The following is a 24846-nucleotide window of genomic DNA, read 5'->3' on the forward strand; positions in this document are numbered from 1 at the left end:
GTCGACGCGGTCTTCCATGCGGCGGGTGTGCTCGACGACGACGTGATCGAGGGGATGACTCCGGAGCGTGTCGCCTCGGTCATGGGAGCAAAGGCCCTAGGCGCGGACCATCTCGACGCGTTCACCCGGGACATGGACCTGTCGGCGTTCGTGGTGTTCTCCTCGATCGCCGGTGTGTGGGGCAGCGGGGGCCAGTCGGCCTATGCCGCGGCCAACGCCCACCTCGACGCCCTCGTCGAGCGCCGCCGGGCACGTGGCCTGGCCGGAACCGCCGTCGCCTGGGGCCCCTGGGACGGCGGAGGCATGGTCTCCGAGGAGGCCGCGGTCGAACTGGGCCGCCGGGGCCTGCGGGTGATGGACCCCGACCGTGCGCTGGCCGCGCTGGGACGCGCCCTCGAACTCGGCGACAGCACGGTGGTCGTGGCCGACGTGGACTGGCGGAGGTTCCTTCCCGTGTTCACCAGCAGCCGTCCCAGCCCGCTGCTGTCCGCTCTGCCGGAGGCGCGCACGGTCGAAGCGGCCGATGTCTCGGAGGGGTCGGGGACGGTGGCCCGGGAGGCCTCCCGGGCCCTGCTGGAGAAGCTCTCCGCGGCACCCGCCGAGGCACGGATCCAGATGCTGCAGGATCACGTTCTGCGCGTCGCCGCCACAGCCCTGGGATTCACCGGGGTCTCGGACATCGAACCCACCGGCGCCTTCCGCAAGATGGGCATCGACTCGCTGAGCGCGGCGGAGCTGCGGAACCAGTTGAACAGCGACACCGGCCTGCGGCTGCCGATCACTCTCGTGTTCGACCACCCCACGCCGGCCGACCTCGCCCGCTACCTGGACGATGAGCTCTTCGGAGACGGGCAGGAGTCCGCCACGGTGCTGCTGGCCGAGGTCGAGAACACGGTGGCGAAGATCATGAAGGCCGGGCCGGGGCACGACGTCAGGACCCTGCTGAAGGCGCGGCTCAGGACGCTCCTCGCTCAGGTCGAGGACACGGAGACCGACGCGTACGACCCGGAGGCGGTGGCGTCCGTGGCCGACCAGCTCGACGACGCCACCGACGAGGAACTGTTCGACTTCATCACCCGACAACTCGACCAGTCGTGAACGCCCGCCGCCCAAGAGGGAGTTCCCCACCCGGACCGGAACATTCCCCTGCACCTGCATGGCACCCGCAGAGCCTGGCGGCCCGATGCCGTTGGAGCGTCGCGCTTAGGGGTCCTCGCACTATGAGCGTCCGATGAGGTCGCGTGGTCTGGTGCCGTGCATCGCAAGGCGCCGGAGAGCCCTGGATGGGGGTGCCCCCTGCTCGAGCGGAGCCGAGAGCTTGGGGGAGGAGCTACCTGGGCTTTTCGGCAACGCGGCGATGGGGGTGCCCCCTGCTCGAGCGCAGCCGAGAGCTTGGGGGAGCGGTGCCAGGCCGCGCGACCCGGGCGGGCATAGTGCAAGGACCCCTTAGGAGGAGTCGTTGGAGTCGGCCGCGAGCGCATTGCCCGCGACCCTTGGCCGGGTAACGCCGTCGAATGCAACACAGATACCGAAGACACGATCGTGGCTGGTCCAGCCGTTGACGTGGCCACGGTTGTTGCACGACGCTCCGTCGGGTCCGCCGCGTCAGCTCCAGCTGGGCGAGGAGCCGTGCCGCTCCCCGTACGGCACCGGGCGGCCCGTGAAGGCGTCCAGGAGGATACGGTCGCCGATCGGCTGGTTGAGTTCCACGGTCACCTTCTCGAGGAGCATCACGCCTTCACAGGGACCGCCCTTGCTTCCTACGACGGATGCGGACAGCACCACGCTGCCGGCCGTCTCCAGCACGTCCACGACGGGTCCGTCGTCGCAGGCTCCGTGGCCGGCGATGACGGTGACGGACTGTCCGTCCCCGGCCACCTCGACGAGCCGTTCGAGCGGGGACAGTTCGTCGGTGGGCAGCTGTCCGGCCGGCCTGATCGGCGGCCGGGGGAGCTTCGAGGGGCTGAGGGCGACCCGCCTGAGTGGGGTGTCATAGCCCTCCAGGGTGAACAGCCAGGCCGGGACGGTCGCCGGGCCACGATTTGTGGCCAGGGTCATCTCGCTCAGCTTCGCCTCGGTCACGGTGAGGTGCGGTCCGTCGTTGCTGCCGCGGGCCACGCTCTCGTACGCCTTCCGCGCCCCCATCAGCGGCAGTGTGAGCGATTCTCCGCTCTCCCATGCCACCTGCCCGGTCTTCTGCGGGGTGTCGGGAAGTTCGCCGCGCAGGACGAAGTTCTGGGTCGCGTAGGCGCGCTTGTCGGCTTCGGTGCGGAAGGCGTTGTCCGGCAGCTGGACCGCCTCCCCCATCGGGTAGTAGCCCTTGCGCCACGCCTCGGCGGCGGCGGAGCCGTCCCAGGCTCCCGCGACCTGGCGGGCCCGGGCCTGGGACCGCACCGCCGAGCCGGAGTCGCGGAGCTGTGCGCCGGGGCCATCGGCCTGTTCACTGCCGCAGCCGGTGACGGCACCGGCTGCCCCAGTGAACAGGGCGAGTGCGAGGAGCAGATCGACGGCACGTGTGGTTGTGCGCATGGTTCCCCCTGGGTGGACGAGGAATGAGGCGGTGCGGAGAGGAGGGATGGAGGACGTGCCCTCCTGTGACGCCGCACCGCCGTCTCGGGTTCACTGTGCAGTGACGCCCCACCCTGCCCAGCGCCGTGCGTACCTCGACTTCATGGCGCGGGCGCTGCATGAAGAGCACGTCGTGCAGGCGGCTCGCTCCTGCCTCGTCCTGAGAGCGCACGACCTCTGCCAGTGCCAACTCGTGTCGCGGACGACAGTCCGCCTCTTCCCCGTGATCGGGAGCGGTGCCGAATCGAAGTGGGGCCGGAAAGCGGCGTCACCGCCGTTCCCGGCCCCACTTCACTGTTGCGAGACCCGCTTCGAGACCTGCATCGAGACCCGCTTCCAGACCGGCTGCGGACCCCCGGCAAGCCCCGCAAGGCTCACTCTCCAGCGTGCACAGTGCTTTCCGAGCGACGTCCGTAGCAGTGCAGGCGTTCCAGCCAGGACGGGCTCCTCACCGTGGCCGCATGCTCCTCGGCCAGGCACAGATAGACGTCGCGGCCGCCGTCCTCGGCAGGTGTCGGTGCGATGTGCACGGTCGGCACCGGCAGGTCCGGGAACTCGTACCAGAACGGCTTTCCGGCACCCAGGTCGATTCGGTACAGCGGGAACTGCGACCAGTTGTTGACGGTCAGCGCCGTCTCGATGACGTCCGGCGCCCGCACCGACATGACGTGCCGTGACACGCCGGCGGCACGGTAGGAGTTGAGGAAGGCGATCTCGTCGCGCAGCTTGTCCGCGGTGTTGGCGTCGAGACAGGCCCGGACGTCCTGGGCGACGCGGCCGAGCGGACGGGCGCGCAGCGTCGCCGCCGAGGTCCCGGTCCAGCTGTTGCTGACGCAGTTGCCCCAGTACCCGGCGGGCAGCGCGGCACCGAGCCGCGACTGCGCGCTGACAATCATCCCGAGCCATTCGGCGGCGTCGTCGGGACGGCCGCGCAGATCCCCGAGCACCTGCCAGATGTGCGCCGTCAGAACGTCGTTGGTGGACACCCAGGAACCCTCACCGGCGAGCTGGGTCTGTGCGGTCCTCTTCATCGCGGCGAGTTCCGCGGCCTCGAAGCGGGTGGCGACGGTCGCGAGCTTGTGCAGGCCCACCTTGATGTTCGTGGTCAGCAGCCGCAGCCGGGACACACCGACGAACGCGCGCGAGGCCACCACCGCGGGATCCGTGGACTCCCGGCCCAGCGCGTCCAGGACGCCGCGGTCGTGGGACGGCGCGGGGGAGGGCAGCCCGTGGTGCTCGCGCGACCAGCTCTCCAGGAACGCGAGGGTGTTCCCGCCGTCCGCGAGACTGTGGTTGATCATCACGCCGAGGATCGAGCCGCCGCCGCGCATCCGGGTCAGCCGGATCTTCAGCAGCGGGGTGTCCCGGTCGACGACGCGGAAGGCGCTGACCTCCCGCAGCAGGTTGCCGATCACCGGCTCGGTGCGCAGAGCGGGGCCGTACTCCCGCATGGGCTCCGCCGACACCGCCTCGGTGAAGCGGACCCCCGCGTCGTTGCAGACCACGCTCAGGCCGCCGTCCCGGTCCCGGACGAGCCGGCCGGCCAGCGGCGGGTAGCGGCGCAGTGTGCGCGCCAGGGACGCCCGCAGCTCCGCGCCGTCCAGCGTCCCGCGGTAGAAGAAGGTCAGCGGTGTGTACCAGGGGCCGGTCAGCAGGTCGTAGCCGCTGAGCCGGACCCGCGTGTGGTCGGCCGCGCCGGCGCGGACCACGAAGGACTGCTCCTCCCGGCTCTCCACGGTCCGGCGGAACGGCGTCGGGCTCTTCGTCACGGTCGTCCTCCTCGCGGCCGGTCAGTCCCAGGCGACCGGCAGACGGTCCACTCCGTAGTGCACCGCCCGGTCGCGCAGGGGCACCTCGTCCGCGGGCACCGCCAGCCGCAGCTCCGGGAAACGCTCGAACAGCGTGCGCAGACCGATCCTGAGCGTGGCGCGGGCCAGATGCTGGCCCAGGCACTGGTGGGCCCCGAAGCCGAGCGCCAGGTGCTTGCGCGGTATGCGGGTGACGTCGAGGGCGTCGGGGTCGTCGAAGACCGCGGGGTCGCGGTTGGCGGCGGGCAGCGACAGCACGACTGTCTGCCCGGCCTTGACGGTGACACCACCGATCTCGACGTCCTCCAGCGCGCACCGGCTGGAGCCGAGCTGAGAGATCGTCAGATACCGCATCAACTCGTCGACGGCGCCGGCTTCGTACAGCTCCGGGCGGCTTTGCAGCAGAGCCAGCTGCTCCGGATGCTGCAGCAGCGCGAACGTGCTCAGGACCAGCATGTTGGGCGTCGTGTCGAGGGAACCGCCCAGGGTGAGGACCGCGAGGTTGACCAGCTCGTCCTCGGTCAGCTCCCCGGTTGCCGCGAGCTGACCGAAGAAGTCGTCGCCCTGCTGTGCCATCCGTTCCCGGACCATCGGCCGCAGAGCCGCGTCCATCGACTCGATGTGGTGCACGAACTCTTCCAGCGTGTACGTCAGCGTCATGAGCGCCGTGAAGTGCTCCCAGATGTCCGCCATCAACTCGGCGGAGACACCCATCAGGGAACACACCGACCGCACGCTCACTACTTCGGCGAAGTCCGTCAACAGGTCGGCCGGTGAACCCTTCGCCGCCATCGCGTCCAGGGCCTCGTCGACGATGCGGGCCAGCTCCGGCTCGTAACCCTGGACCCTGCGCACGGTGAAGTGCCCCGCCAGCAGACGGCGGTACTTGGAGTGCTCGGGCGCGTCCGTCTTCGCGAACGAACCGGGCGGGGAGGGCTGAGGGGCGTACTCGGTCATCGGGAACGGCGGTGCGACCACATGGGCCAGCAGCTCGTTGCGGTGGCTGAAACGGTTGTCGGCCAGGATCTGCCGCACCAGGTCGTGCCGCGTCACCAGCCAGCCCGACGGGTCCTTCGGGAACACCTGGAACGTGATGGGGCTGACCGGCTCCTCCTCGCGCAGCCGCGCGTACGCCGCGGGCGGGTCGAAGGGGCACTTGCCGCGGTCCGTCGGGATCACGGGTGCATCGGGCCTGGACTTCATGGTCACTCCGTTGGTGTGCCGGCTGCGCCGTGGGTGTCGTGGGGCGGGAGCGGTTCGGGTGATCAGGCGCGCTTGACCACCAGCGGCAGGTGCCGCGCGCCGAACACGTTCGTGCCGTGGTAGGTCAGCCGCACATCGGGGTCGACCTCGATCCGCAGAAACCGGTCGAGGAGCGCGTTGAGGGCTACACGCCCCTCCAGACGCGCCAGCGGGGCCCCGATGCAGTAGTGGATGCCGTGACCGAAGGCCGCCTGACGGGAGTTGGAACGCTCCGGGCGGAAGGCGGTCGCGTCCTCGAAGAACCGCTCGTCGAGATTGGCCGACAGCAACCACAGGTGCACGAGGGTGTCAGGGGCGAGCCTGGCCCCGGCGAGTTCTGTCTCGGCCGTGGTGACGCGCTCGATCCGGGTGAACGGCGGACGCAGCCGCAGGGTCTCCTCGATCACCGCGGGCACCAGCGACCTGTCCTCACGGACCCGCTCGAACAGCCCCGGATCCTGGTCCAGGCACATCAGCGTGTTGCCCAGCAGCACCGAGGTCGTGATGTGCCCGGCGAGCAGCAGCAGGGTGGCGAAACTCGAGATGTCCTCGTCGTCCAGGCGCTCACCGTCGAGTTCCGCGCGTACCAGCGTGCCCAGCAGGTCGTCCTGCGGCCGTCTGCGCCGGTCGTCGATGAAACCCTGCAGATACGCCGAGATGGTGACACCGGTCGCCTCCATGCGGCGCACGCTTTCCGGGTCCTCCGGGTCCGTCGACAGCAACTGGTCCGCCCACCCCTGGAACAGGTCCCGGTCGGCCTCCGGCACCCCGAGCATCCGGGCGATGACCGTGACCGGCAGCGGGTTGGCGAGCGTGTCCACCACGTCGAAGCGGTCGGAGCCTGCCGCGTCCAGCAGTTCGCCGGTCAGGTCGGTGATCCACGGTTCGAGACCGGAGATCAGCCCCGGTGTGAAGGCACGGCTGACCAGGCGGCGCATCTTGCCGTGCAGCGGCGGGTCCAGCAGCAGCAGGGTCCCGCGCGGAGCCTGCCGTTCACCGCCCGACAGACGGCCCACGGTGTCGGAGGAGAAGGTCGCCGGATCGGCGAGGACGCGCTGGACGTCCTCGTACCGGAAGAGATGGGCGTTGCCCGCCTCGTCCCGCCAGACCGGGCATTCGTCGCGCATCCGCGCGAGCCAGGCGAGCAATGTCGCCCCGCCGTCCGGCTCCACCGTGGGGGCCTTGCCGATGTCCGGGCCCGGCGCCACGCGGACCGACGGACCGGCCGTCCCCCGCGACCCGCCGGGAACGTCCGAGGTGCCTTCCTGCGCCACCACTGATTCCCCTTTCGTGCGGCCCGGTCGTGACCGTGCCTCATGCGTGCGGCCGGTCGCGACCGCGGCCCGCGACGGACCGTGTACGGCCGGCGCCCCGACGGGCCCGGCTTCCACGCCACTCCAGCACGGCACATGCACGGCGGCCCAGGAACGGCGGCGCAGTCTAGGGATTCACCGAGTTCCGCCGGCCGCTCGCCCGCGCGACGGCACACCGGCGGGCGGCAACTTCTGGAGGAAACCCCAGACCGTTGCGGTCAGCGGCCGCAACCAGCCTGTGCCTGGCCCAAGATGGGCACGCCCCGGCAGCGGGGCGCCACCGTACCGCCCACGACGCAGAAGGCCGGCATGGACATCGTGATCGACCGGGACAAGTGCATGGGAGCGGGCCAGTGCGTGCTGATCGCGCCCGAGGTCTTCGACCAGGACGAGGCCGACGGCCGTGCCCTGCTCCTGGTCGAACGGCCGGGAACCGAGCAGCACGAGGCGGTCCGCGAAGCCCACGAATCCTGTCCGCTGGGTGCCATCACCCTCCGGGAGAGCTGAGAAGGTCCGGCAGCCGGCGGGGGCGGAGTCGTCCTCCCCACGGGGCGGAGTCATCCACCCCGCCTCCCGCCGGACCCTTCCCGCCTCCCGCGCCCGGCCGCAGACCCACCACGAACGAGAGGATGCCATGCGCGTTCTGTTCGCCGGCCTGTCGGAGAAGTCGCACCTGTACACCATGGTGCCGCTGGCCTGGGCCTTTGTGACGGCCGGGCATGACGTGCTGATGGCCAACTCTCCGTCGCTGACCCCCGTCGTCACCGGGGCCGGTCTGGTGGCCGCACCCGTGGGCACCGACCACGCGCTGCACCAGGACATGGCGGGCGCCCGCGACTCCCAGGACGCCGACGTCGCCAACTGGAGCCACCTCGGCCGCGGCCAGGTCGACTGGGCCGCCCTGCGCGAACGCTACGAGATCAGCGTGCCGTGGGGCTTCGCCCGCTACAACGATCCCGTCCTGGACGACATGGTGGCCCTCGCCCGCGACTGGCGGCCCGACCTCGTCATCCGCGACCCCATCGCCTACGCGGGCGCGGTCGCCGCACGCGCCTGCGGCGCGGCCCACGCCCGCCTGCTGTGGTGCGCCGACGTGTACGGGCAGGCCAGACGCACCTTCGTCGAACTCGCCCGGGACGTGCCCGAGACCGAACGCGTCGACCCGCTCGCCGAGTGGATCGACGAACGGTCCCGCGCCTACGGACTGTCCTGCGACGAGGAACTCCTGAACGGGCAGTTCACGATCGACACCCTGCCCCCGAGCCTGCGCCTGCCGAGCGAACTGCACCAGCTCTCGATGCGGTACGTCCCCTACAACGGCGCGGCCGTGCAGTGGGACTGGCTGCGCGAGGAGCCCAAGTCGCCCCGTGTCTGCGTCACTCTGGGCCGGACCAACACCGAGGCGTACGGCGGCGACTACGTGCCCTTGGACGACATCCTCCGGGCCCTCGGCGCACTCGACGTCGATGTCGTCGCCGCTCTCATGCCCGAACAGGCCGAACAGCTGGGGGACTTGCCCTCCAACGTGCGTGCCGTCAGCGGAATCGCGCTCAACACACTGCTGCCGAGCTGCGACGCGATCGTGCACCACGGCGGCTGGGGTTCCTTCTCCACCGCTCTCGTCAACGGCGTCCCCCAGCTCGCCCTGTCGACCAACGTCGCCGACCAGGAAACACGCGGACGCACGCTCGCACAGGCCGGCGCCGGGCTCTTCGTCCACCACAGTGACGTCGACGCCGGCCAGGTCCTCGTCCACACCCGCAGACTCCTCGAGGAACCGGCGTTCGCGGCCGCCGCGCGACGGCTGCGGGACGAATCGGCCGCCATGCCCAGCCCGCACGCCCTGGTGACGCAGCTCGAGGGCCTGGTCGCGGACCGCTGACACCGCCGCCCCGCACACATCAGCCGCGCGGGCGGCATTCCACGCACCACACCGCACATTCGAGGACATACGAGGAAGGAGGACGGCGCCCCGGTCACCCCGCCCGGGTGCTCGGGCGCCGCAACCCCGATGAGTCAGACACGCATCCTGGTGACCGGCGGTGCCGGCTTCATCGGTTCCCACTACGCCCGCACCCTCCTCGGGCCCCTCGGCCCCGACGACGTCACGGTGACCGTCCTGGACGCCTTCACCTACGCGGCCAACCCGGCCAGCCTCGACGAGATCCGCAACTCGCCCCGCTTCCGGCTCGTCGTCGGCGACATCTGCGACCCCGCGGTCGTCGGCCCGCTCATGGCCGAGCACGACGAGGTCGTCCACTTCGCGGCCGAGTCCCACGTCGACCGGTCCCTGACCAGCTCCGCCGAGTTCGTCCGCACCAACGTGATGGGCACCCAGGTGCTCCTGGACGCCGCGCTGCAGCACGGGATCCGGACGTTCGTGCATGTCTCCACCGACGAGGTCTACGGCTCCGTCCCGGCCGGCTCCTCCTCCGAGGAGCAGGCCGTGAACCCCAACTCGCCCTACGCCGCCTCCAAGGCCGCCAGCGACCTGCTCGCGCTGGTCTACCACCGCTCCCACGGTCTGGACGTCCGGGTGACCCGCTGCTCCAACAACTACGGGTACCGCCAGTACCCCGAGAAGATCATCCCCCTCTTCGTCACCCGCCTCCTGCAGGGGCGGAAGGTCCCGTTGTACGGCGACGGGATGCACGTGCGCGACTGGCTGCACATCGACGACCACGTCCGCGGCATCGAACTGGTCCGCACCCGGGGACGGGCCGGTGAGATCTACAACATCGGCGGCGGCACCGAGCTCAACAACCGCCAGCTCACCGCACGGCTGCTCGAGGCGTGCGGTGCGTCCTGGGACCAGGTCGAGTACGTCACCGATCGCAAGGGCCACGACCGCCGCTACTCGGTCGACTGGGAGAAGGCCCACACCGAGTTGGGCTACAAACCGCAGAAGGACTTCACCGAAGGGCTCGCGGAGACCGTCGCCTGGTACCGCGACCACCGCGACTGGTGGGACCCGACGGCCGCCACCCCGATCACCGCCGCCACCCCGATCACCGCCGCCACCCCGATCACCGCCGCCGCCACGACCGAGGCCGCCGAAGCCGCGACCGGGGCCCCCGCATGCTGACCTTCCGCACCCTGGGAGTGCTGGACGTGACCCGGGACGGGCGGCCGGTGACGCCGACCGCTCCGAAGGTTCGCCAGATGCTCGCCCTGCTGCTGGCCCGGCGCAACACCCTGGTGCCGATCTCGGTCATCGCCGCCGAACTGTGGGACCACCATCCCCCGCGCAGCGCCACGGCCACCGTCCAGACGTATGTCTACCAGCTGCGCAAGCTCCTGCAGAGCGAGGGCGAGACGGCCGCCGCGACGGGGCCGCTCGTCACCCGGGCCACCGGGTACATGCTGCGGGTGGCGCCCGAGGACTACGACGCCGAGGAGTTCGAACGGCTCGCGGTCCGGGCGCGGTCCGCGCTCGAGGCCGGTGACGCCCGCACGGCCACGGAACGGATCACCGCCGCCCTGGCCCGGTGGTCCGGGCAGCCGTTCGCCGACGTCACCCAGGGCCCCTACCTCCAGGCGTACGCGCTGCGCCTGGAGGAGCTTCACATGCACGCCCTGGAGCTGCGCATCACCGCGGGGCTCGCTCTCGGCCTGCACCGCGAACTCATTGCCGAGCTAAAGGAGTTGGCGAGCACCCATCCGCTGCACGAGTGGTTCCAGGGCGGCCTCATCATCGCGCTGCAGCGCTGCGGCCGCCGCAGCGAGGCCCTCGAGGTCTACCAGCGGCTGCACGGGCTACTGCGGGACGAACTCGGCCTGGACCCCTCCCCGGGGCTGCAGCGGATCCGCCAGCACGTGCTCACCGACCGCGTCACCGTCGCCGACCTCAGCCTGCTGCCGGGCTGAACCGGATCCCCCGAAGCCGACCCGCAGTCCGCCGCACGGCCGACCGGACTCGACCACGGTTCAGCGCCGGCCCGCACGCCTCCCGCGGCCCTGACTCGGCCGCCCGCACGCCTCCCGCGGCCCTGACTCGGCCGCCTGGCACGCCTCCCGCGGCCCTGACTCGGCCGCCTCACACGCCTCCAACGGCCCTGACTCGGCGCCTTCAGCGCCGCGCCCGCCCGTCGCCTCCGGCGGCCCGCGGGCCGACCTCGGCCACCGTTCAGCGCCGGCCCCGGCGCGGCTCCCGCTGCCCCCGGCCCCGGGCTCGGCCGCCGCTCCGCGCCGCGCCCGCATCGCACCGCTCAGCCGCCTTCAGCGCCGTGCCCGCACCCCGCCTCCGAGCCCGGCAGGGCGGTCCGGGTCAGGTCCGCGCCGGAGGCGGCGGTGCCGCGGGCCGGGCTCGGCCACCGTTCACGCCGGCCGGCAGGCCTTCCGCGACAGCGGACAGACCTGCCGCGAGCCGCACGCCCGGGCTGCCCCCGGCCCCGGGCTCAGCCGCCGTTCCGCGCCGCGTTCCACAGGTCCCGTACGGTCTCCTCGGGGCTGCTGCGGGGCGACCAGCCGAGCAGTTCGCGGCCGGCGGTGACGTCCACGCACATCCAGTCCGCGTCGGCGGTCGGGCGAACGGTTCCGCCCGTGTCCTCGACCAGCCGCACCGTCCGGCCACTCGCCGCGATCAGCAGGTCGACCATGGTGCGCACATGCTGCGAGGTGCCGCTGCCGATGTTCAGCACCCGCCCCCTGACCCCAGGTGTCCGCGTCGCCAGCACGATCGCCTCGGAGGCGTCCTTGGCGTCGACGAAGTCACGGCTGCTGCGCAGGGGAGCGAGCTGCACCGTGACGGGCTCGCCGGGGGCCGCCGCAGCGGAGAGCTGCCGGGCCACACGGCCCAGCAGGCTGCTGGGCGGGGCCCCCGCGCCGATCACGTTCGACAGCCGCAGCACCACCGCGTCCGTCCGCCCCTGCGCGGCGGAGCGCAGCACCGCACGGCTGCCGGCAAGCTTCGACTTCCCGTAGTCCGTCGTCGGACGGGTGGGCCAGTCCTCGGCGAGGCACACTCCCGCGGGCTGCGGCGCGTACTCGTGCACCGAACCCAGATGCACCAGCCGCGGCCGCCAGGAAGCGGCGTCGAGCGCCGCCAGCAGCCGGTCCACCAACAGGTGGTTGCCCTGCCGCATCACGTCGGCCGACGACGACCAGGCCACGCCGGCCGCGTTGACGACGGCCACCGGCCGCTCCGTGTCGATCAGCTTCGTCAGCGTGTCCGGCCCGTCTTTGAGCAGGTCCATCGGGCAGAACCGCCACGAGGCCGGCGTCCGGGCGGCCTGCCGCGCGACGGCCAGCACCTCGTGACCGGCGGCCTGAAGGGCCGCGCCCGCCTGCCGTCCGACGAATCCGGTCGCGCCGAGGACGACCACCCGGCCGGACGATCCGTCCCGCCGTACGGCCGACGCTCGCGTACCGACCACCGCCATGCCGTTCCCCCCTTCGTGGCTGCGTGCGGTCACTGTGACACCCCGGCATCGAGGACCCCTCCAGGACGAGTCGACTCGACCGCGGCCCGTGCGACTCTTCAACGGTCCTCGAACGGGGCGCCCTAAGGTGCTGCCACCATGAAGGTTCGAGAAACGGCCGTGCCGGACGCTTTCCACATCACACCGCACAAGATCGGCGATGCGCGCGGGAACTTCTACGAGTCGTTCCGCCACGACAGGCTGGCCGCGGAGATCGGCCGGCCGGTGCCCGTGGCGCAGGTGAACTACTCGGTCTCCCGCAAGGGCACCCTGCGCGGACTGCACGGCACCCTGCTGCCGCCGGGCCAGGCGAAAGTCGTCTGCGTCGTGCGGGGCGCCGTCCTCGACATCGTCGTGGACCTGCGGCTCGGCTCGCCCACCTTCGGCGTCCATGAGGCGAACTGGATGAGCGCGGAATCCGGCGACACCGTCTTCGTGGCCGAAGGGCTCGTGCACGGCTTCCTCGCCCTCACCGACGACACCTGCGTCTCCTACCTGTGCTCCACCGAGTTCGTCCCCGGCACCCAGGTCGACATCAATCCCTTCGACGCCGAGCTGGACCTGCCGTGGCAGCTCTCACAGGCGCCGCTGATGTCGGCCAAGGACTCGACCGCCGCGTCCGTCGCCGCCGCCCGCCAGGCGGGCCTGTTGCCGCACTACGAGGACTGCCTCGCCCACTACGCGACGCTGCGCGGCACGCGCTGACGCCGGACACGTGCAGTGGGCCCCGACCCGACCCCGTCCAGGCGGCCCCGACACCGCCCACGTGTCCCCGACCCCACCAGGCGGCCCCGCCCCGCTCAGGCGGCCCCGACCCACCCCGCGGCCGCGGGCGCACCGCCCGGGCCGCCGCCGTACCGAAGGAATGCCGATGCCGTACCGCACCGACCAGCGTCCGCTCCACTGCGCACTCATACCCTTCGCCGACTTCGGGCACATCGCTCCGAGCCTCGGCCTCGCCCGGGAACTCATCGCGCGCGGCCACCGCGTGACCTGCGTCGTGGACGAGCGGTTCGCCGCCCTGGCCGAGGAAGCGGGCGCCCGCGCCGTCACCTACACCTCCGCGCGCGGCGACTTCTACCGCGCCGCCGACCCCACTCCCGGCCAATTGGCGCAGGAGGGATACGCGTTGCTGGTGGACACCATCCGCACCGTGTTCCCCACAGCCCTGTCCGCCCTCACCGACGACGCGCCGGACATCGTGCTGTACGACTTCGAGAACGTGGCCGCCGGACGGGTGGCCGCCCGGGTCCTCGACGCGCTGCCGGTCCAGATCTCCCCGAGCCACGCGGCGAACGAGGCCTTCTCCCTGCGCACCCAGATGTGGGACCGGGACGACCCGGTCATGGCAAAGGGCGCGGGTGTCCTCATCGAGTTCATGGGTGAACACGGCATCGGCATCGAGGAGATGGCCCGCTACGGCACCGAGTGGGACGAGCACAACCTCGTCTTCCTGCCCCGGGCCTTCCAGATCGGGGGAGACACTTTCGACGACCGTTTCGCGTTCGTGGGCCCCGTGGTCGCCGAGTGCGGCCCCGGCCTGTGGTCGCCGCCTACGGACGGCCGCCGTACCGCGCTGGTGTCCCTCGGTACCGAGTCCGGCGACCGGCGCGACTTCTTCCGTACCTGCGCCGAGGCGTTCGACCCGGACGCCTGGCAGGTGGTGATGACGCTCGGGCGTGGCGCCGACCGCGCACAGCTCGAGCCGCTGCCCCCGCACGTCGAGGTGCACGAGTGGCTGCCGCATCCGGCCGTGCTGCCGCACGCGGACGTCCTCGTCTGCCATGCCGGCATGGGCAGTCTCATGGAAGCCCTGTACTTCGCCACGCCGGTCGTGGCGGTCCCGCGGGCGCATGAACTCGACGTCAGCGCGCGGCGGTTGGAGGAGTGCGGGGTGGGCCGCGCGGTGTCCCGGGCGGACCTCGACGCCGGTGTCCTCGCGCGGACCGTGACCGGATTGCTCGCCGACCCACGGACCCCCGGCTGTCTGGAGCGGATGCGTGCCGCCGTGCGGGACGCCGGAGGTGCGCGGCGCGCCGCCGACGTCCTTCAGGACTGGGCGGCGGCGCACCGCGGACAAGACACGGGCCGGCCCGCCGGGTTCAGTGCGGCAGGGTGACGAACTCGCTCACCGTCGTGATGCTGTGGTCGATCATCTCGTCCGTCAGGCCGGGGAAGACCCCGATCCAGAACGTGCGCTCGGTGGTGGTGTCGCTGTTCGTTAGCGGGCCACTGACCCTGAACTCCCGGCCCGCGTAAGCCGGGTGGCGGGTGAGGTTGCCCGCGAAGAAGCGGCGCGTGGCCACCTTGCTGTACTCGAGGTGGTCGATGAGCGCGCCGGGCTGGAACGGGGCGCCGGGGGCCACGGTGATGGCGAAGCCGAACCAGCTCGGGTCGCTGCCCGGTGTCGCCTCCGGCAGGATCAGATGCGGCAGACCGTCCAGACCTTCCCGCAGCCGCGCCCAGTTGTGGCGCCTGGCCTTGCCGAAGTCGTCGATGCGGGAGAGCTGCTGCAGACCGAGCGCCGCCTGCACATCGGTCGACTTCAGGTTGTAGCCCACGTGGGAGAAGATGTACTTGTGGTCGTAGCCGGCCGGCAGCGTCCCCATCTGCTGCTCGAACCGTTTGAAGCAGCGGTTGTCCTCGCCGGGTTCGCACCAGCAGTCACGGCCCCAGTCCCGCATGGACTCCACGATGCGGGCGAGCGCCAGATTGTCCGTCAGGACCACACCGCCCTCGCCCATCGTGATGTGGTGCGCAGGATAGAAGCTCTCGGTCGCCAGATCGCCGAACGTCCCGGTGAGGCGGCCCTTGTAGGTGCTGCCCAGCGCGTCGCAGTTGTCCTCGATGAGGAACAGGCCGCGGTCCTCGGCGAGCTGCGCGATCTCCTCGACGGCGAACGGGTTGCCGAGCGCGTGAGCCACCATGATCGCCCGCGTGCGGGGGCCGATCGCCTGCTCGATCCGTTCCGGCGTCGGGTTGTAGGTGCCGATCTCGATGTCGGTGAAGACCGGCACCAGACCGTTCTGGATGATCGGGTTGACCGTCGTCGGGAAGCCGGCGGCCACGGTGACCACCTCGTCGCCGGGCACCAGACGGCTGTCCTCCAGCAGCGGCGAGGTGAGCGAGCTGAGCGCGAGCAGGTTCGCGGACGATCCCGAGTTCGTCAGATGCGCCTTGCGCAGCCCGAAGTACTTGGCCAACGCGCGCTCGAGTTTCCGCGAGCTCGGCCCGGCGGCGATCCGCAGGTCCAGGGCCGCCTCGACCAGCGCGACGCGGTCCTCCTCGTCGAGGACGGCACCGGAGGCCATGACGGGCGTGACCCCGGGGACGAACCCCGACGCGGCGTTGTTGCGGTGGTATTCGCGTACCAGATCGAGGATCTCTGTCTTGTCGTTGCCCATCGGCTGGTGGCCTCCCTGTGGCTGCCGGCGGGGACGAAAGCCGTACCTCGGCGGCAGGAAGTGCGAGCGGGGTCCCCAGGCCGGGATCTGTCGGTCGGGATGCCCAGCGCAACACACGGCACACCGGCGTGCCCAGCGATGCCGGGCAGGTCTAGGGAACCACCAAGAACGCGCCGGCCCGCGGGGCCCGGACCGGACCACGGTCACACCCTAGGGATTTCCTCGCGCCCTATCAGGAACGCTGGACTGTCCGGTCAACTGCCGCGTACGTCGGCCGACTTCAGTGAGGCACGATGACCCTCAAATCAGCTTCGTCCCCCAAGCACCGGCACACCGTGACCGTGCGGGCCGGTGAGGCGACCGGCGAGCGTGTGCGGCTGAGCGTCTACGACCTCATGACCGGTACGTTCGCGACCCCCCGCACCTTCTATTACCGCCAGTCCCTCGACACTGCGGCGCTGCGGGCGTCCCTGACCGCGACGCTGGCGCACTACCCGCTCCTTACCGGACGGCTGGTCCGCGACGACGGCGGGCTCGGCGTCGTCTGCAACGACGCCGGAATCCCGTTCACCGAGAGCCACTCGGACCGGCCCATGCCCGAGTACGGATCCGACCGGTCGGCCAGGCCGGACCTGCGCTCCTACATCCACCCGGCCGGCGCCCTCCGGGTCGTCGGACACGACGTCCCGCTGCTGACCGTGCAGGTCACCCACATGCGCGGCGGCGGTTCGGTGCTCGGCGTCGCCATCAACCACAGCATCGTCGACGGCTCGGGTTACCTCGACTTCCTCCGGCACTGGTCCCGTGTCCACCACGGACTGCCACACATTGCGGCACCGTACGCGCGCACGCTCCTCGACGGCGTGGCGGACGGCGCCCCGCCAGGGTCCGAGCGGCACAGTACCCAGTACGTCCTGGTGCCCGGGCGGCAGAAGTTCGGTTTCCTCTGGCGCGTCAACGCAGGGGCCCGGCGCGTGCGTACCGTCACCCTGCGCTTCGCCGCCGACGAGGTGCGGGCACTGAAGGAACACGCCCGCGCCGGGCTCGCCGGCACGGGCCTCAGGATCTCCGCCGGCGACGCCCTGAGCGCCCATCTGTGGAAGGTGCTCGCCCAACTGCGGGCACGGCCCGGCGACAGCGTGGAGCGGCTCGGTATCGTCGTCGGTCTGCGTTCCGCGCTGCGGGCGTTCCTCCCCGACGGATACTGGGGCAACGCCGTCACGAACGTCACCCCGGCACTGCCGGCCGCCGAACTGCGCCGCGCGCCCCTCGGCGACACCGTCGTGGCCGTGCGCGAGGCCGTCAACAGCGTGACCGAGGAGCGTGTGCGCGCCGAGGTCGCCTTTCTGCAGGCCCAGCGCCGTGCCCGCCGCACGAACCGGGTGCTGAGCCGCATGGCCCTGGACGCCTTCGAGGGGACCGTCGCACTGAACAACGTCGGCCGGCTGCCCGTCTACGAGATGGACTTCGGCGCGGGACGGCCGTTCTGGTTCCAGTTTCCCGGGAGTCCCATCCCGTGGACGCTCCTGGTCACTCCGACGCCCGTGGCCGACGACAGCCGCGATGTGCACTTCAGCGTCCCGCGCGAGACCGCGCACGCGCTCGTCTCACCCGAGTGGACCGAGCGGCTGCACGCATACGCGCCCCGCGGCTGAGCACCGCCTCCGGGCTTTACTCGGCCGCGAGCTGTCGAACAGAGGGCGCCCCCCCATGAACGAGGGCGCCCCCCCATGAACGAGGGCGCCCCCCATGAAGGGGGGCGCCCCATGGCGCCGTGGGTCCCGCCCCGCGGGCGGACAAGAAACAAGGGACAAGGGACAAGGGGAGTTCGACTACAGAGGACGAGGGCCCCTACAGAGGACGAGGGCCCCTACAGAGGACGAGGCCCCTCAGGGGACGAGGCCCCTACAGGCCGGCCGCTACAGACCGGCGGCCGCGCGCAGTTCGCCGACGCGGTCGGTGCGCTCCCAGGTGAAGTCGGGCAGTTCGCGGCCGAAGTGGCCATAGGCCGCGGTCTGCGCGTAGATCGGCCGCAGCAGGTCGAGGTCGCGGATGATGGCGGCCGGGCGCAGGTCGAAGACCTCACCGATGGCACGTTCGATCGTGGCCTGCGGGACGAGGGCCGTGCCGAAGGTCTCCACGAATAGACCGACCGGCTCGGCCTTGCCGATCGCGTAGGCCACCTGCACTTCGCAGCGGGCGGCCAGGCCCGCGGCGACCACGTTCTTGGCGACCCAGCGCATCGCGTAGGCGGCCGAGCGGTCCACCTTGGAGGGGTCCTTGCCGGAGAACGCGCCACCGCCGTGGCGGGCCATGCCGCCGTAGGTGTCGATGATGATCTTCCGGCCGGTCAGACCCGCGTCACCCATCGGACCGCCGATCTCGAACCGGCCGGTGGGGTTGACCAGCAGACGGTAGTCGTCGCACTCCAGCTTGATGCCGTCGTCGGCCAGGCCGTTCAGGACGTGTTCGACCACGTGACGGCGGATGTCGGGGGTGAGCAGCGCGGCGAGGTCGACGTCGCTCGCGTGCTGCGAGGAGACGACGACGGTGTCCAGACGGACCGGTTTGCTGCCCAGGTACTCGACGGTGACCTGCGTCTTGCCGTCGGGACGCAGATAGGGCACGGTGCCGTACTTGCGGACCTCGGTCAGCCGACGGGACAGCCGGTGGGCGAGCTCGATGGGCAGGGGCATCAGGGACGGCGTCTCGTCGGTGGCGTAACCGAACATCAGGCCCTGGTCACCCGCGCCCTGCCGGCCCAGCTCGTCCACCTCCCCGCCCGCGACCCCCTCGCTCCGCGCCTCGTACGCCGAGTCGACACCCTGCGCGATGTCCGGGGACTGTGTGCCGATCGACACGGACACCCCGCACGAGGCGCCGTCGAAGCCCTTCGCGGAGGAGTCGTAGCCGATCTGCAGGAGCTTCTCGCGGACGAGCTGGGCGATCGGGGCGTGGGCCTTGGTCGTGACCTCACCGGCCACATGCACCAGCCCCGTGGTGATCAGCGTTTCCACCGCCACACGCGAGGTGGGGTCCTCGCGCAGCAGCGCGTCGAGGATGGTGTCGCTGATCTGGTCGGCGATCTTGTCGGGATGGCCCTCGGTGACGGACTCCGAGGTGAACAGGCGACGGGACACAACGCTCCCTTGGGTGCGGCGGCTGTCGGCGACGAGGCCCTACGAGGCGCGGGGCGCGGACAGCGGGTGGACGGTGAAGGTGGCGGACGTGGGTGCGGGAAGGGGGAGCCAGCGGGGTGCGCCCGGCGATGCGACGTGGTCCTCCACCCAGGTGGCAAGGACCCCGGCCGCGTGGTCCACGGCCTCGGGCCAGGTCGTGCCAGCGCTCTCGTCGGCCTGGTCGCTCACGAACTTGACGAGACGTACGGGGATGGCGAGGTGCTGGGCCACGGTCGCGACGGCGTACCCCTCCATGTCGACGAGATCGGCCTCGCGGGAGAGCCGTTCGCGGACGGCGGAGTCCGTGACGAAGGTGTCCCCGGTCGCCAGGGTCGGCCCCGGCGAAGGGGCCAGGTCGAGCGGAGCGCCGTAGACACGGCCGCCGATCTGCTGCAACAGCGCCGTGTCGAGGTCGTGCTGGACGACCCGGGAGACCTCGTGGACTCCCAGCAAACCCTCCTTCAGCGCTCCCGCCGTGCCCAGATTGACGATTTCGCGGGGCCGCTCGTCCCGGGACAGCGTGAGCGCGAGGGACGCCGCCGCGTTGACCTTCCCCATCCCGGTGACGAGGACGGGGAACCGGCCGTCCAGATGTGCCGCCTCCTCCTCCACGGCCGCGACGATCAGGGCACGGTCGTGGCGGATCTCGCCGATGAGGCGAGGGCGGAACGCCTGGTCGGCGACCGGGGGAACGGACACGGTGCTTCCTGCCTTTCGCTGTCGTCCCGGACGGGACCGACCGCAGCCAGTGCTGTGGCCGACCCCGCCGAAGTGCCGCGGCCGGGCCGGCACCGCGCACGTCGTCGGGCGGTCACCCGACCGGCCGCTCGGTGTCGAAGTCGTCGAGGTAGGCCCGCTTCGCGGCGGTGTCACGCGCCGACCGCAGATAGACCGACCAGGCGCGGCGCTCGTGTCCGGTCACGTCCAGTTCGACGACGTCCTGCGTGGCGAGCTGAAGACCGGGCTCCTGTTCGTACGGGACGAAGCCGCCGCCGGTCCGGGCGTAGATCGCCTGGACCAGCTCGTTGCGGTCGCGCCACACGCAGACCTGCATGAAGTAGTTGTCGCCGCAGCGGTGCAGCAGCACGTAGCCGAGCTCCTTGCGGAAAGCCAGCCGTCCGGCCGCCTCCTCGGCCCGCAGGAAGGCCCGCGCCTCCTCGCTCACCGCGGGTGTGGCGTCCTGCTCCGCACCGCGGATGTCGTACCACTTCAGGCAGGCACCCGGCAGGACCAGATGCCCTCCGGGATGGCTGCGGTGCAGGGTGTGCACCCAGTCGTCGTACTCGGCGTAGCCGGTGAGGTCGCCGAGGTTCTCCGCCACTGTCGGCACAGTGACCTCCGTTTCTGCGGGTGGGTTCCGGCGGGTGACGGGCCGTCCGGTGCGGCCGGGCCCGGCGGGGGGACCGGGGCGGGCCGCACCGGACGCCCTGTCATGCCGTCGCGGCTTCGGCCTCGTCGGCCAGTGAGCCGGCGACGGTGGTGTGGGCACTGGCGAACAGTCGCGGGTGCGCCTGCCGGATCCCGCCGACCACCAGGTCGTAGGGGACGTCGTCGAAGGAGCCGTGTTCCCGCAGGAACTCCATGTGCCGTCGGCCGCTGTCGTCGAACGGGTGGTAAAGGCTGTCGGTCCGGCCGTCGAAGTCCAGCGGTTTGATCTTGTAGAGCCGGCAGAGGAGCTTGTTGAAGACGGGGGTGGCCTTCACCCAGGTGCCGTCGAGGTGCGCGACGGTCAGGCTGTGGAAGCGGAAGACGTCTCCGCCGACCAGCTCGCGAAGGCGCGGGGAGGCGAGGTGGTTGCGCACGTCGCCGTAGTAGACCCGGCTCGGGATGCCCACGGCGCGCAGTGCGGCCGCGTACAGGATGGACTTGTGCACGCAGAACCCGAAGCCCTTCTCCAGCACACCGGTCGCGCTCAGGCCGTGCCGGGTCAGATCGGCGCCGTACACCTCGTAGGTGATGCCGTCCCGGACTGCGTAGTAGAGGGCTATGGCCTTCTGGATGTCGGTTTCGGTGTCGGCCGCGCGGGCGAGGGTCTTGTCCACGAACGCGCGGACGGTCGGCGAGGTGTGGTCCAGGAACTCTGTCGCGGCCAGCGTGGCCGCGTCGGTGACGGTGCCGGCCGCGGGATCGGCGACACCGGTGTGCTCTGCCATGTTCTCGGGATTCCTTCCAGGTCCTTGTGCAGGGGGCCTTCGGCCGGTCCCTTGCGGGGGTTCTCTCGCAGGCCCCGTCCAGGTCCTCTAGTGGGTTCTGTCGCTGGCCCCTTCCAGGTCCTCTCGCGGTTCTCTCGCAGGTCCTACGCGGACCTGACCGGACGGTTCAGCCCCATGAGGGAGGCCAGACGGTGGCGCTGGATCTCCGAGGTACCGGAGTAGATCCGCCCGCCGACGGCGTCCCGCAGGTCCTTCTCGACCCCGTACTCGCTGACGTAGCCGTAACCGCCGAAGACCTGGATCGCGTTCAGCGCGGAGCGCACGTTCGCTTCGCTCACCACCAGCTTGGTCATGGCGATGTCACTGGCGACGTCGGCCTTGGACTGCAGCTTCTCGGCGGTGTCGTAGATCCACTTCTGTGAGGTCTCCAGATCGATCCGCATCTCGACGATCATGTTGGCGACCGACTGGTTCGCGCCGATGACCGAGCCGAACTGGGTACGGGTCCGGGCGTACTCCACGCACCGCTCCAGCCGCCGGCGCATCTCCCCGACGATGATCCCGAAGCCGCACAGGATCTCCCACTTCATGACGTGGTCGAAGATCAGGAAACCGGCGCCCTTGCTGCCGACCACATGGTCCCGGGGCACCCGGACGTCGTCCAGGAAGACCTCGGCCAGCGGTGAACTGCGCAGTCCCATCTTCGATATGGGGCTGCCGACCGACAGGCCCGGCGACTCCCGGCGCACCAGGAAGGCGGTGATCCCCGCGAGATCCCCTGGCGCGCCGGTACGGGCGTAGACGACGATCAGGTCGGCGATGGAACCGTTGCTGATGAACGCCTTGCTGCCGTTGAGGACGAAGTCGTCGCCGTCCACGACGGCGGTGGTGTGCATCCCCATCACGTCCGAGCCGCCGGAGGGTTCGGTGATGGCGTGCGCGCCGATCATCGTGCCGGCACAGATCTCCGGAAGGTAGCGGGCCTTGAGCGCCGAGGAACCGAAGCGCTGGAGCGGGACGCCGGTGCTCACCATGTGGGTGGATACCGAGAAGTTCAACCCGGAGTCCTGGCAGCCGTATCCGAGCTGTTCCAGCACGTGGACGGTGGTCAGCAGGTCCTTGCCCAGGCCCCCGTGGCGCGGGTCGAAGGGCAGCCCGAACAGGCCGACGTCCTTGAGCCGCTGCCAGCCGTCCCGGTCGAAGGTGCCGGTCCGGTCCCGTTCGAGGTGGTCGGCGCCGAGCTTCGCGGCGACGGCGCCGATCGCCTCACGCAGTTCCTGCTGTTCCTCGCTCCAGCGCATCATCACGGGGGTCCGTTCCTCAGTACTCGGAGAAGGCTTCGTCGCTGAGCGTGTGGCGCTCGTCGCCCCTCAGCGGCGGGTTGAACACGCTGACCAGTTCCAGGTCCTGGTCGGGAGCGGCGATCAGGAAGTGGGCGTCGTGGTCGTCGAGGACGTACAGCACACCGGGGGTGAGGTCCTGGGCGACGCTGCCGTCGGCGGCCTCCACGCGGCCCGAGCCGGCGATGCAGTAGCACGCCTCCAGATGGCGCCGGTACTGCAGCCGGGACTTGGTGCCCGCGCGGACGACGGTGTGGCAGATGCCGAAGCCCATGTTGTCCGCCTCGACCAGGAGGCGGTGGCTCGGGCCGCTTCCCCACTCGACCGGGGTGACCTTCGCCTTCTCGCGAATGAACATGTTTCCCTGTCTTTCTCCTGAGTGTGGATGTCGGAAGGAGCGGGGGGTTACTCGGGGGCGGTGACGCCCGCGAAGCGCTGGACGGCCTTCTCGATGGCGGCGACGGACCGGAAGTCGTCCGGGGAGATCTCCAGGTCGGCGAACGGTATGTCGTAGCGGTCGCCCAGCCATTCGATGAACCGCAGGAGATCCAGGCTGCTGATCACGCCGGTCTCCAGCAGGTCGTAGGACGGGTCCAGCTCCGAGGCGGGGGTGCCGGGCAGGTACTCCGCCACGATGTGCGCGGTGATGTCGCGTTGGATGGTCATTCGATCTTCTCCAGGAGGAGTCGACGGCTCACCTTGCCGGTGGGCCCGATCGGCAGCGGGTCGGTCATCAGGTGGAAGGCGGCGGGAATGGCAGCCCGGTTGACCTTGGCGGCGCAGTAGCTGCGCAGCCGCAGTCCGGTCACCGCGTCGTCGCTCGGTCTGACGAACGCGTGCAGTGCACGTCCCGAGACGGGGTGCGGCACGGCCACCACGGCCGCCTCGGTGACGCCCTCGTGGGCCTGGAGGACCTGTTCGATCTCCTCCAGGTTGATGCGTACGCCGCGCACCTTGACCTGCGAGTCGGTGCGGCCCACCAGGGCCAGTTCACCGACAGCGGAGCGGGTGACGACATCGCCGGTGCGGTACCAGGTGCGGCCCCCGCGGACGGTGAACCTGTCCTTCGCCCCGGTCTCGCCGAGGTATCCGCTGGTCTGGAACGGCGTCGAGACGACCAGTTCACCGGTGCCGGCACCCCGCAGGACCTCGCCGTCGGCGAGGAGCACCTCGGCCAGTACCCCCGGCAGGGGACTGCCCAGGGGCAGTACGTCCCGGTCGGCGGCCTCCGCGGCGCCGAAGGTGTGGATCATGCTGTCGTTCGTCTCGGTGCAGCCGTACACGTTGTGCATCCGTGCCGCCGGGAAGAGCCGGGACAGCCCGGCCCGCACCGACCGGGGCACATGGTCACCCGTCAGCAGCAGCTCGCGCACCTCCGGGAACGCGGATCCGTCGCCCGCCTCGGTCAGCAGGCGGAAGAACATCGGCACCGCCTGCACGACGTGCGGCCGGGTGCTCGCCAGCAGCCCGAGCAGGCGCCTCGGGTCGACGTACCGGTCGTGGTCCACCGGTATGACACAACCGCCGTGCCGCAGCGTCGCCCAGATGTCCAGGAGCGTGAGGTCGAAGTTGAGCGGGGCGAAGTTGAGCACCCGTGTTCCGGTGCCCAGTGCGAAGGCGCTGCCGGCCCAGGAGACGAAGGCGTCGATGCCGTGCGCGCCCAGCGGTACGAGCTTGGGAGTGCCGGTGGAGCCGGAGGTGGTCAGCAGCAGGCTGGTGTCCGGCGGCAGCACCGGGGCGGCGTGCGGGTCGGCGGCCCCCGGACCGTGTGTCAGACCCTCGTCGGCGATCCCCAGCACCGCCTGACAGCCGCTGCGTTCCACGAGATCGGCCAAGAGTCCGCGGCCGATCTCCGTGGAGGCGAGCAGCAGTGGCCGTCCGGCGTGCATGCAGGCCAGCACCGTGGCGATCGCCGCCGGCGACTTCGCCGACTGGAGCGCGAGCGGTCGGCGGAGGTCGGGGTACCGGTCGGCGAGTTGCGCGCCGATCCGGTTCGCCGTCGCGACGAGTTCGGCGTAGGTGACGACCCGGTCCCCGGCGCCGCCGAACAGCAGTGCCGGTTCGTCCGGGCTGTGCTTTGCACGCGCCAAGACGTCTTCTGCCAGCGATCTGGACATGGCCCCCCATCGATCGAGAACCGGAGGACCCATGGTTCGTGTCCACCGACCGGATAAACCGTCAGGTACATCGTGACAGCGCGGGCTTGCGCTTTTCTTCGGACCAGAGGCGGGGTTTTCAACCAGTCCCTTGGACCTGTATTTCAGACTCCTTTTCGAGGAGCTCCACTCGCGACCCGCTAAATCCGTGACAGGTGCTTCGGGTGAATTACTGCTGACCTTTTTCGGAAAAGCAAGAAGCCCCGTCGGAGCGGCGTTGACCGGGAGGAATTCAACCGGTCCACGCCGCCCGGACGAGGCTT

At 70.9% G+C, this 24846-nt stretch carries 22 protein-coding genes; 8 read left to right on the forward strand and 14 right to left on the reverse strand.

All coding sequences use genetic code 11. The features are described 5' to 3' along the window. The coding region (locus EF387_RS09885; RefSeq protein ID WP_128376153.1) for a type I polyketide synthase at window positions 1-1098 on the forward strand (1098 nt) is incomplete at its 5' end. 507 nt (window positions 1099-1605) lie between these two features. On the opposite strand, the gene EF387_RS09895 is transcribed toward EF387_RS09885, so the two are convergent. The 4 genes from EF387_RS09895 to EF387_RS09910 all read right to left on the reverse strand — a co-directional run bounded on the left by EF387_RS09895 (window position 1606) and on the right by EF387_RS09910 (window position 6895). Beyond that, entirely contained in the window at window positions 1606-2529 is a 924-nt protein-coding gene (locus tag EF387_RS09895) for a hypothetical protein (protein WP_128376154.1), read from the reverse strand. A 413-nt stretch (window positions 2530-2942) separates the two neighbouring features. After that, on the reverse strand, window positions 2943-4337 hold the full coding sequence (locus tag EF387_RS09900; protein WP_128376155.1) for an acyltransferase: 1395 nt from the start codon (window positions 4335-4337) through the stop codon (window positions 2943-2945). Between the two features lie 21 nt (window positions 4338-4358). Continuing rightward, window positions 4359-5579, reverse strand: coding sequence for a cytochrome P450 (locus EF387_RS09905; protein ID WP_128376156.1), 1221 nt, complete (start codon window positions 5577-5579; stop codon window positions 4359-4361). 62 nt (window positions 5580-5641) lie between these two features. Further along, complete coding sequence (locus tag EF387_RS09910; protein WP_238431423.1) at window positions 5642-6895, reverse strand: cytochrome P450; 1254 nt, start codon at window positions 6893-6895, stop codon at window positions 5642-5644. 345 nt (window positions 6896-7240) lie between these two features. Between EF387_RS09910 and EF387_RS09915 the strand changes: the two genes are divergently transcribed. The 4 genes from EF387_RS09915 to EF387_RS09930 all read left to right on the forward strand — a co-directional run bounded on the left by EF387_RS09915 (window position 7241) and on the right by EF387_RS09930 (window position 10798). Continuing rightward, window positions 7241-7438 (forward strand): ferredoxin, encoded by a 198-nt coding sequence (locus EF387_RS09915; protein ID WP_128376157.1) that lies wholly within the window; start codon window positions 7241-7243, stop codon window positions 7436-7438. A gap of 127 nt (window positions 7439-7565) precedes the next feature. Beyond that, a complete protein-coding gene (locus EF387_RS09920; protein ID WP_128376158.1) occupies window positions 7566-8813 on the forward strand; it encodes an activator-dependent family glycosyltransferase in 1248 nt (415 codons plus the stop codon). 129 nt (window positions 8814-8942) lie between these two features. Further along, a complete protein-coding gene (gene rfbB / locus EF387_RS09925) occupies window positions 8943-10016 on the forward strand; it encodes a dTDP-glucose 4,6-dehydratase (RefSeq protein WP_128376159.1) in 1074 nt (357 codons plus the stop codon). Further along, complete coding sequence (locus EF387_RS09930) at window positions 10010-10798, forward strand: AfsR/SARP family transcriptional regulator (RefSeq protein ID WP_128376160.1); 789 nt, start codon at window positions 10010-10012, stop codon at window positions 10796-10798. The genes rfbB and EF387_RS09930 overlap by 7 nt, the downstream gene beginning before the upstream one ends. A gap of 530 nt (window positions 10799-11328) precedes the next feature. On the opposite strand, the gene EF387_RS09935 is transcribed toward EF387_RS09930, so the two are convergent. Next, window positions 11329-12345 carry an NAD-dependent epimerase/dehydratase family protein gene (locus EF387_RS09935; RefSeq protein ID WP_238431424.1) on the reverse strand — a complete coding sequence of 339 codons (1017 nt, stop codon included), beginning with the start codon at window positions 12343-12345 and terminating at the stop codon, window positions 11329-11331. Window positions 12346-12450: 105 nt separating this feature from the next. On the opposite strand from EF387_RS09935, the gene EF387_RS09940 reads away from it, so the two are divergent. Further along, window positions 12451-13056 (forward strand): dTDP-4-dehydrorhamnose 3,5-epimerase family protein, encoded by a 606-nt coding sequence (locus tag EF387_RS09940; protein ID WP_128376161.1) that lies wholly within the window; start codon window positions 12451-12453, stop codon window positions 13054-13056. Window positions 13057-13222: 166 nt separating this feature from the next. After that, the gene (locus tag EF387_RS09945; RefSeq protein ID WP_128376162.1) at window positions 13223-14470 is read left to right on the forward strand and encodes a macrolide family glycosyltransferase; all 1248 of its coding nucleotides are present in this window, start codon (window positions 13223-13225) and stop codon (window positions 14468-14470) included. On the opposite strand, the gene rfbH is transcribed toward EF387_RS09945, so the two are convergent. After that, window positions 14454-15755, reverse strand: coding sequence for a lipopolysaccharide biosynthesis protein RfbH (gene rfbH, locus EF387_RS09950; protein WP_128376163.1), 1302 nt, complete (start codon window positions 15753-15755; stop codon window positions 14454-14456). The two genes, EF387_RS09945 and rfbH, sit on opposite strands and share 17 nt — an antisense overlap. 293 nt (window positions 15756-16048) lie before the next feature. Here rfbH and EF387_RS09955 point away from each other — a divergent pair, with 293 nt between their 5' ends. Then, complete coding sequence (locus EF387_RS09955; protein ID WP_128376164.1) at window positions 16049-17410, forward strand: acyltransferase; 1362 nt, start codon at window positions 16049-16051, stop codon at window positions 17408-17410. Window positions 17411-17674: 264 nt separating this feature from the next. On the opposite strand, the gene metK is transcribed toward EF387_RS09955, so the two are convergent. The 8 genes from metK to EF387_RS09995 all read right to left on the reverse strand — a co-directional run bounded on the left by metK (window position 17675) and on the right by EF387_RS09995 (window position 24517). Further along, entirely contained in the window at window positions 17675-18895 is a 1221-nt protein-coding gene (gene metK / locus EF387_RS09960) for a methionine adenosyltransferase (RefSeq protein WP_128376165.1), read from the reverse strand. 39 nt (window positions 18896-18934) lie between these two features. Continuing rightward, window positions 18935-19633, reverse strand: coding sequence for a nucleosidase (locus tag EF387_RS09965; protein WP_128376166.1), 699 nt, complete (start codon window positions 19631-19633; stop codon window positions 18935-18937). 112 nt (window positions 19634-19745) lie between these two features. Next, window positions 19746-20264 carry a hypothetical protein gene (locus EF387_RS09970; RefSeq protein ID WP_128376167.1) on the reverse strand — a complete coding sequence of 173 codons (519 nt, stop codon included), beginning with the start codon at window positions 20262-20264 and terminating at the stop codon, window positions 19746-19748. A 100-nt stretch (window positions 20265-20364) separates the two neighbouring features. Beyond that, complete coding sequence (locus EF387_RS09975) at window positions 20365-21087, reverse strand: transglutaminase-like domain-containing protein (protein ID WP_128376168.1); 723 nt, start codon at window positions 21085-21087, stop codon at window positions 20365-20367. Window positions 21088-21230: 143 nt separating this feature from the next. Continuing rightward, the gene (locus EF387_RS09980; RefSeq protein ID WP_128376169.1) at window positions 21231-22391 is read right to left on the reverse strand and encodes an acyl-CoA dehydrogenase family protein; all 1161 of its coding nucleotides are present in this window, start codon (window positions 22389-22391) and stop codon (window positions 21231-21233) included. Window positions 22392-22407: 16 nt separating this feature from the next. Next, complete coding sequence (locus tag EF387_RS09985) at window positions 22408-22785, reverse strand: ectoine synthase (RefSeq protein ID WP_128376170.1); 378 nt, start codon at window positions 22783-22785, stop codon at window positions 22408-22410. Window positions 22786-22832: 47 nt separating this feature from the next. Then, window positions 22833-23093, reverse strand: coding sequence for a phosphopantetheine-binding protein (locus tag EF387_RS09990; RefSeq protein ID WP_128376171.1), 261 nt, complete (start codon window positions 23091-23093; stop codon window positions 22833-22835). Further along, a complete protein-coding gene (locus tag EF387_RS09995) occupies window positions 23090-24517 on the reverse strand; it encodes an AMP-binding protein (RefSeq protein WP_162467111.1) in 1428 nt (475 codons plus the stop codon). Before EF387_RS09995 ends, EF387_RS09990 begins: the two co-directional genes overlap by 4 nt. Window positions 24518-24846: the final 329 nt, after the last annotated feature.

Source organism: Streptomyces cavernae (assembly GCF_004023625.1).
Taxonomy (GTDB): domain Bacteria; phylum Actinomycetota; class Actinomycetes; order Streptomycetales; family Streptomycetaceae; genus Streptomyces; species Streptomyces cavernae.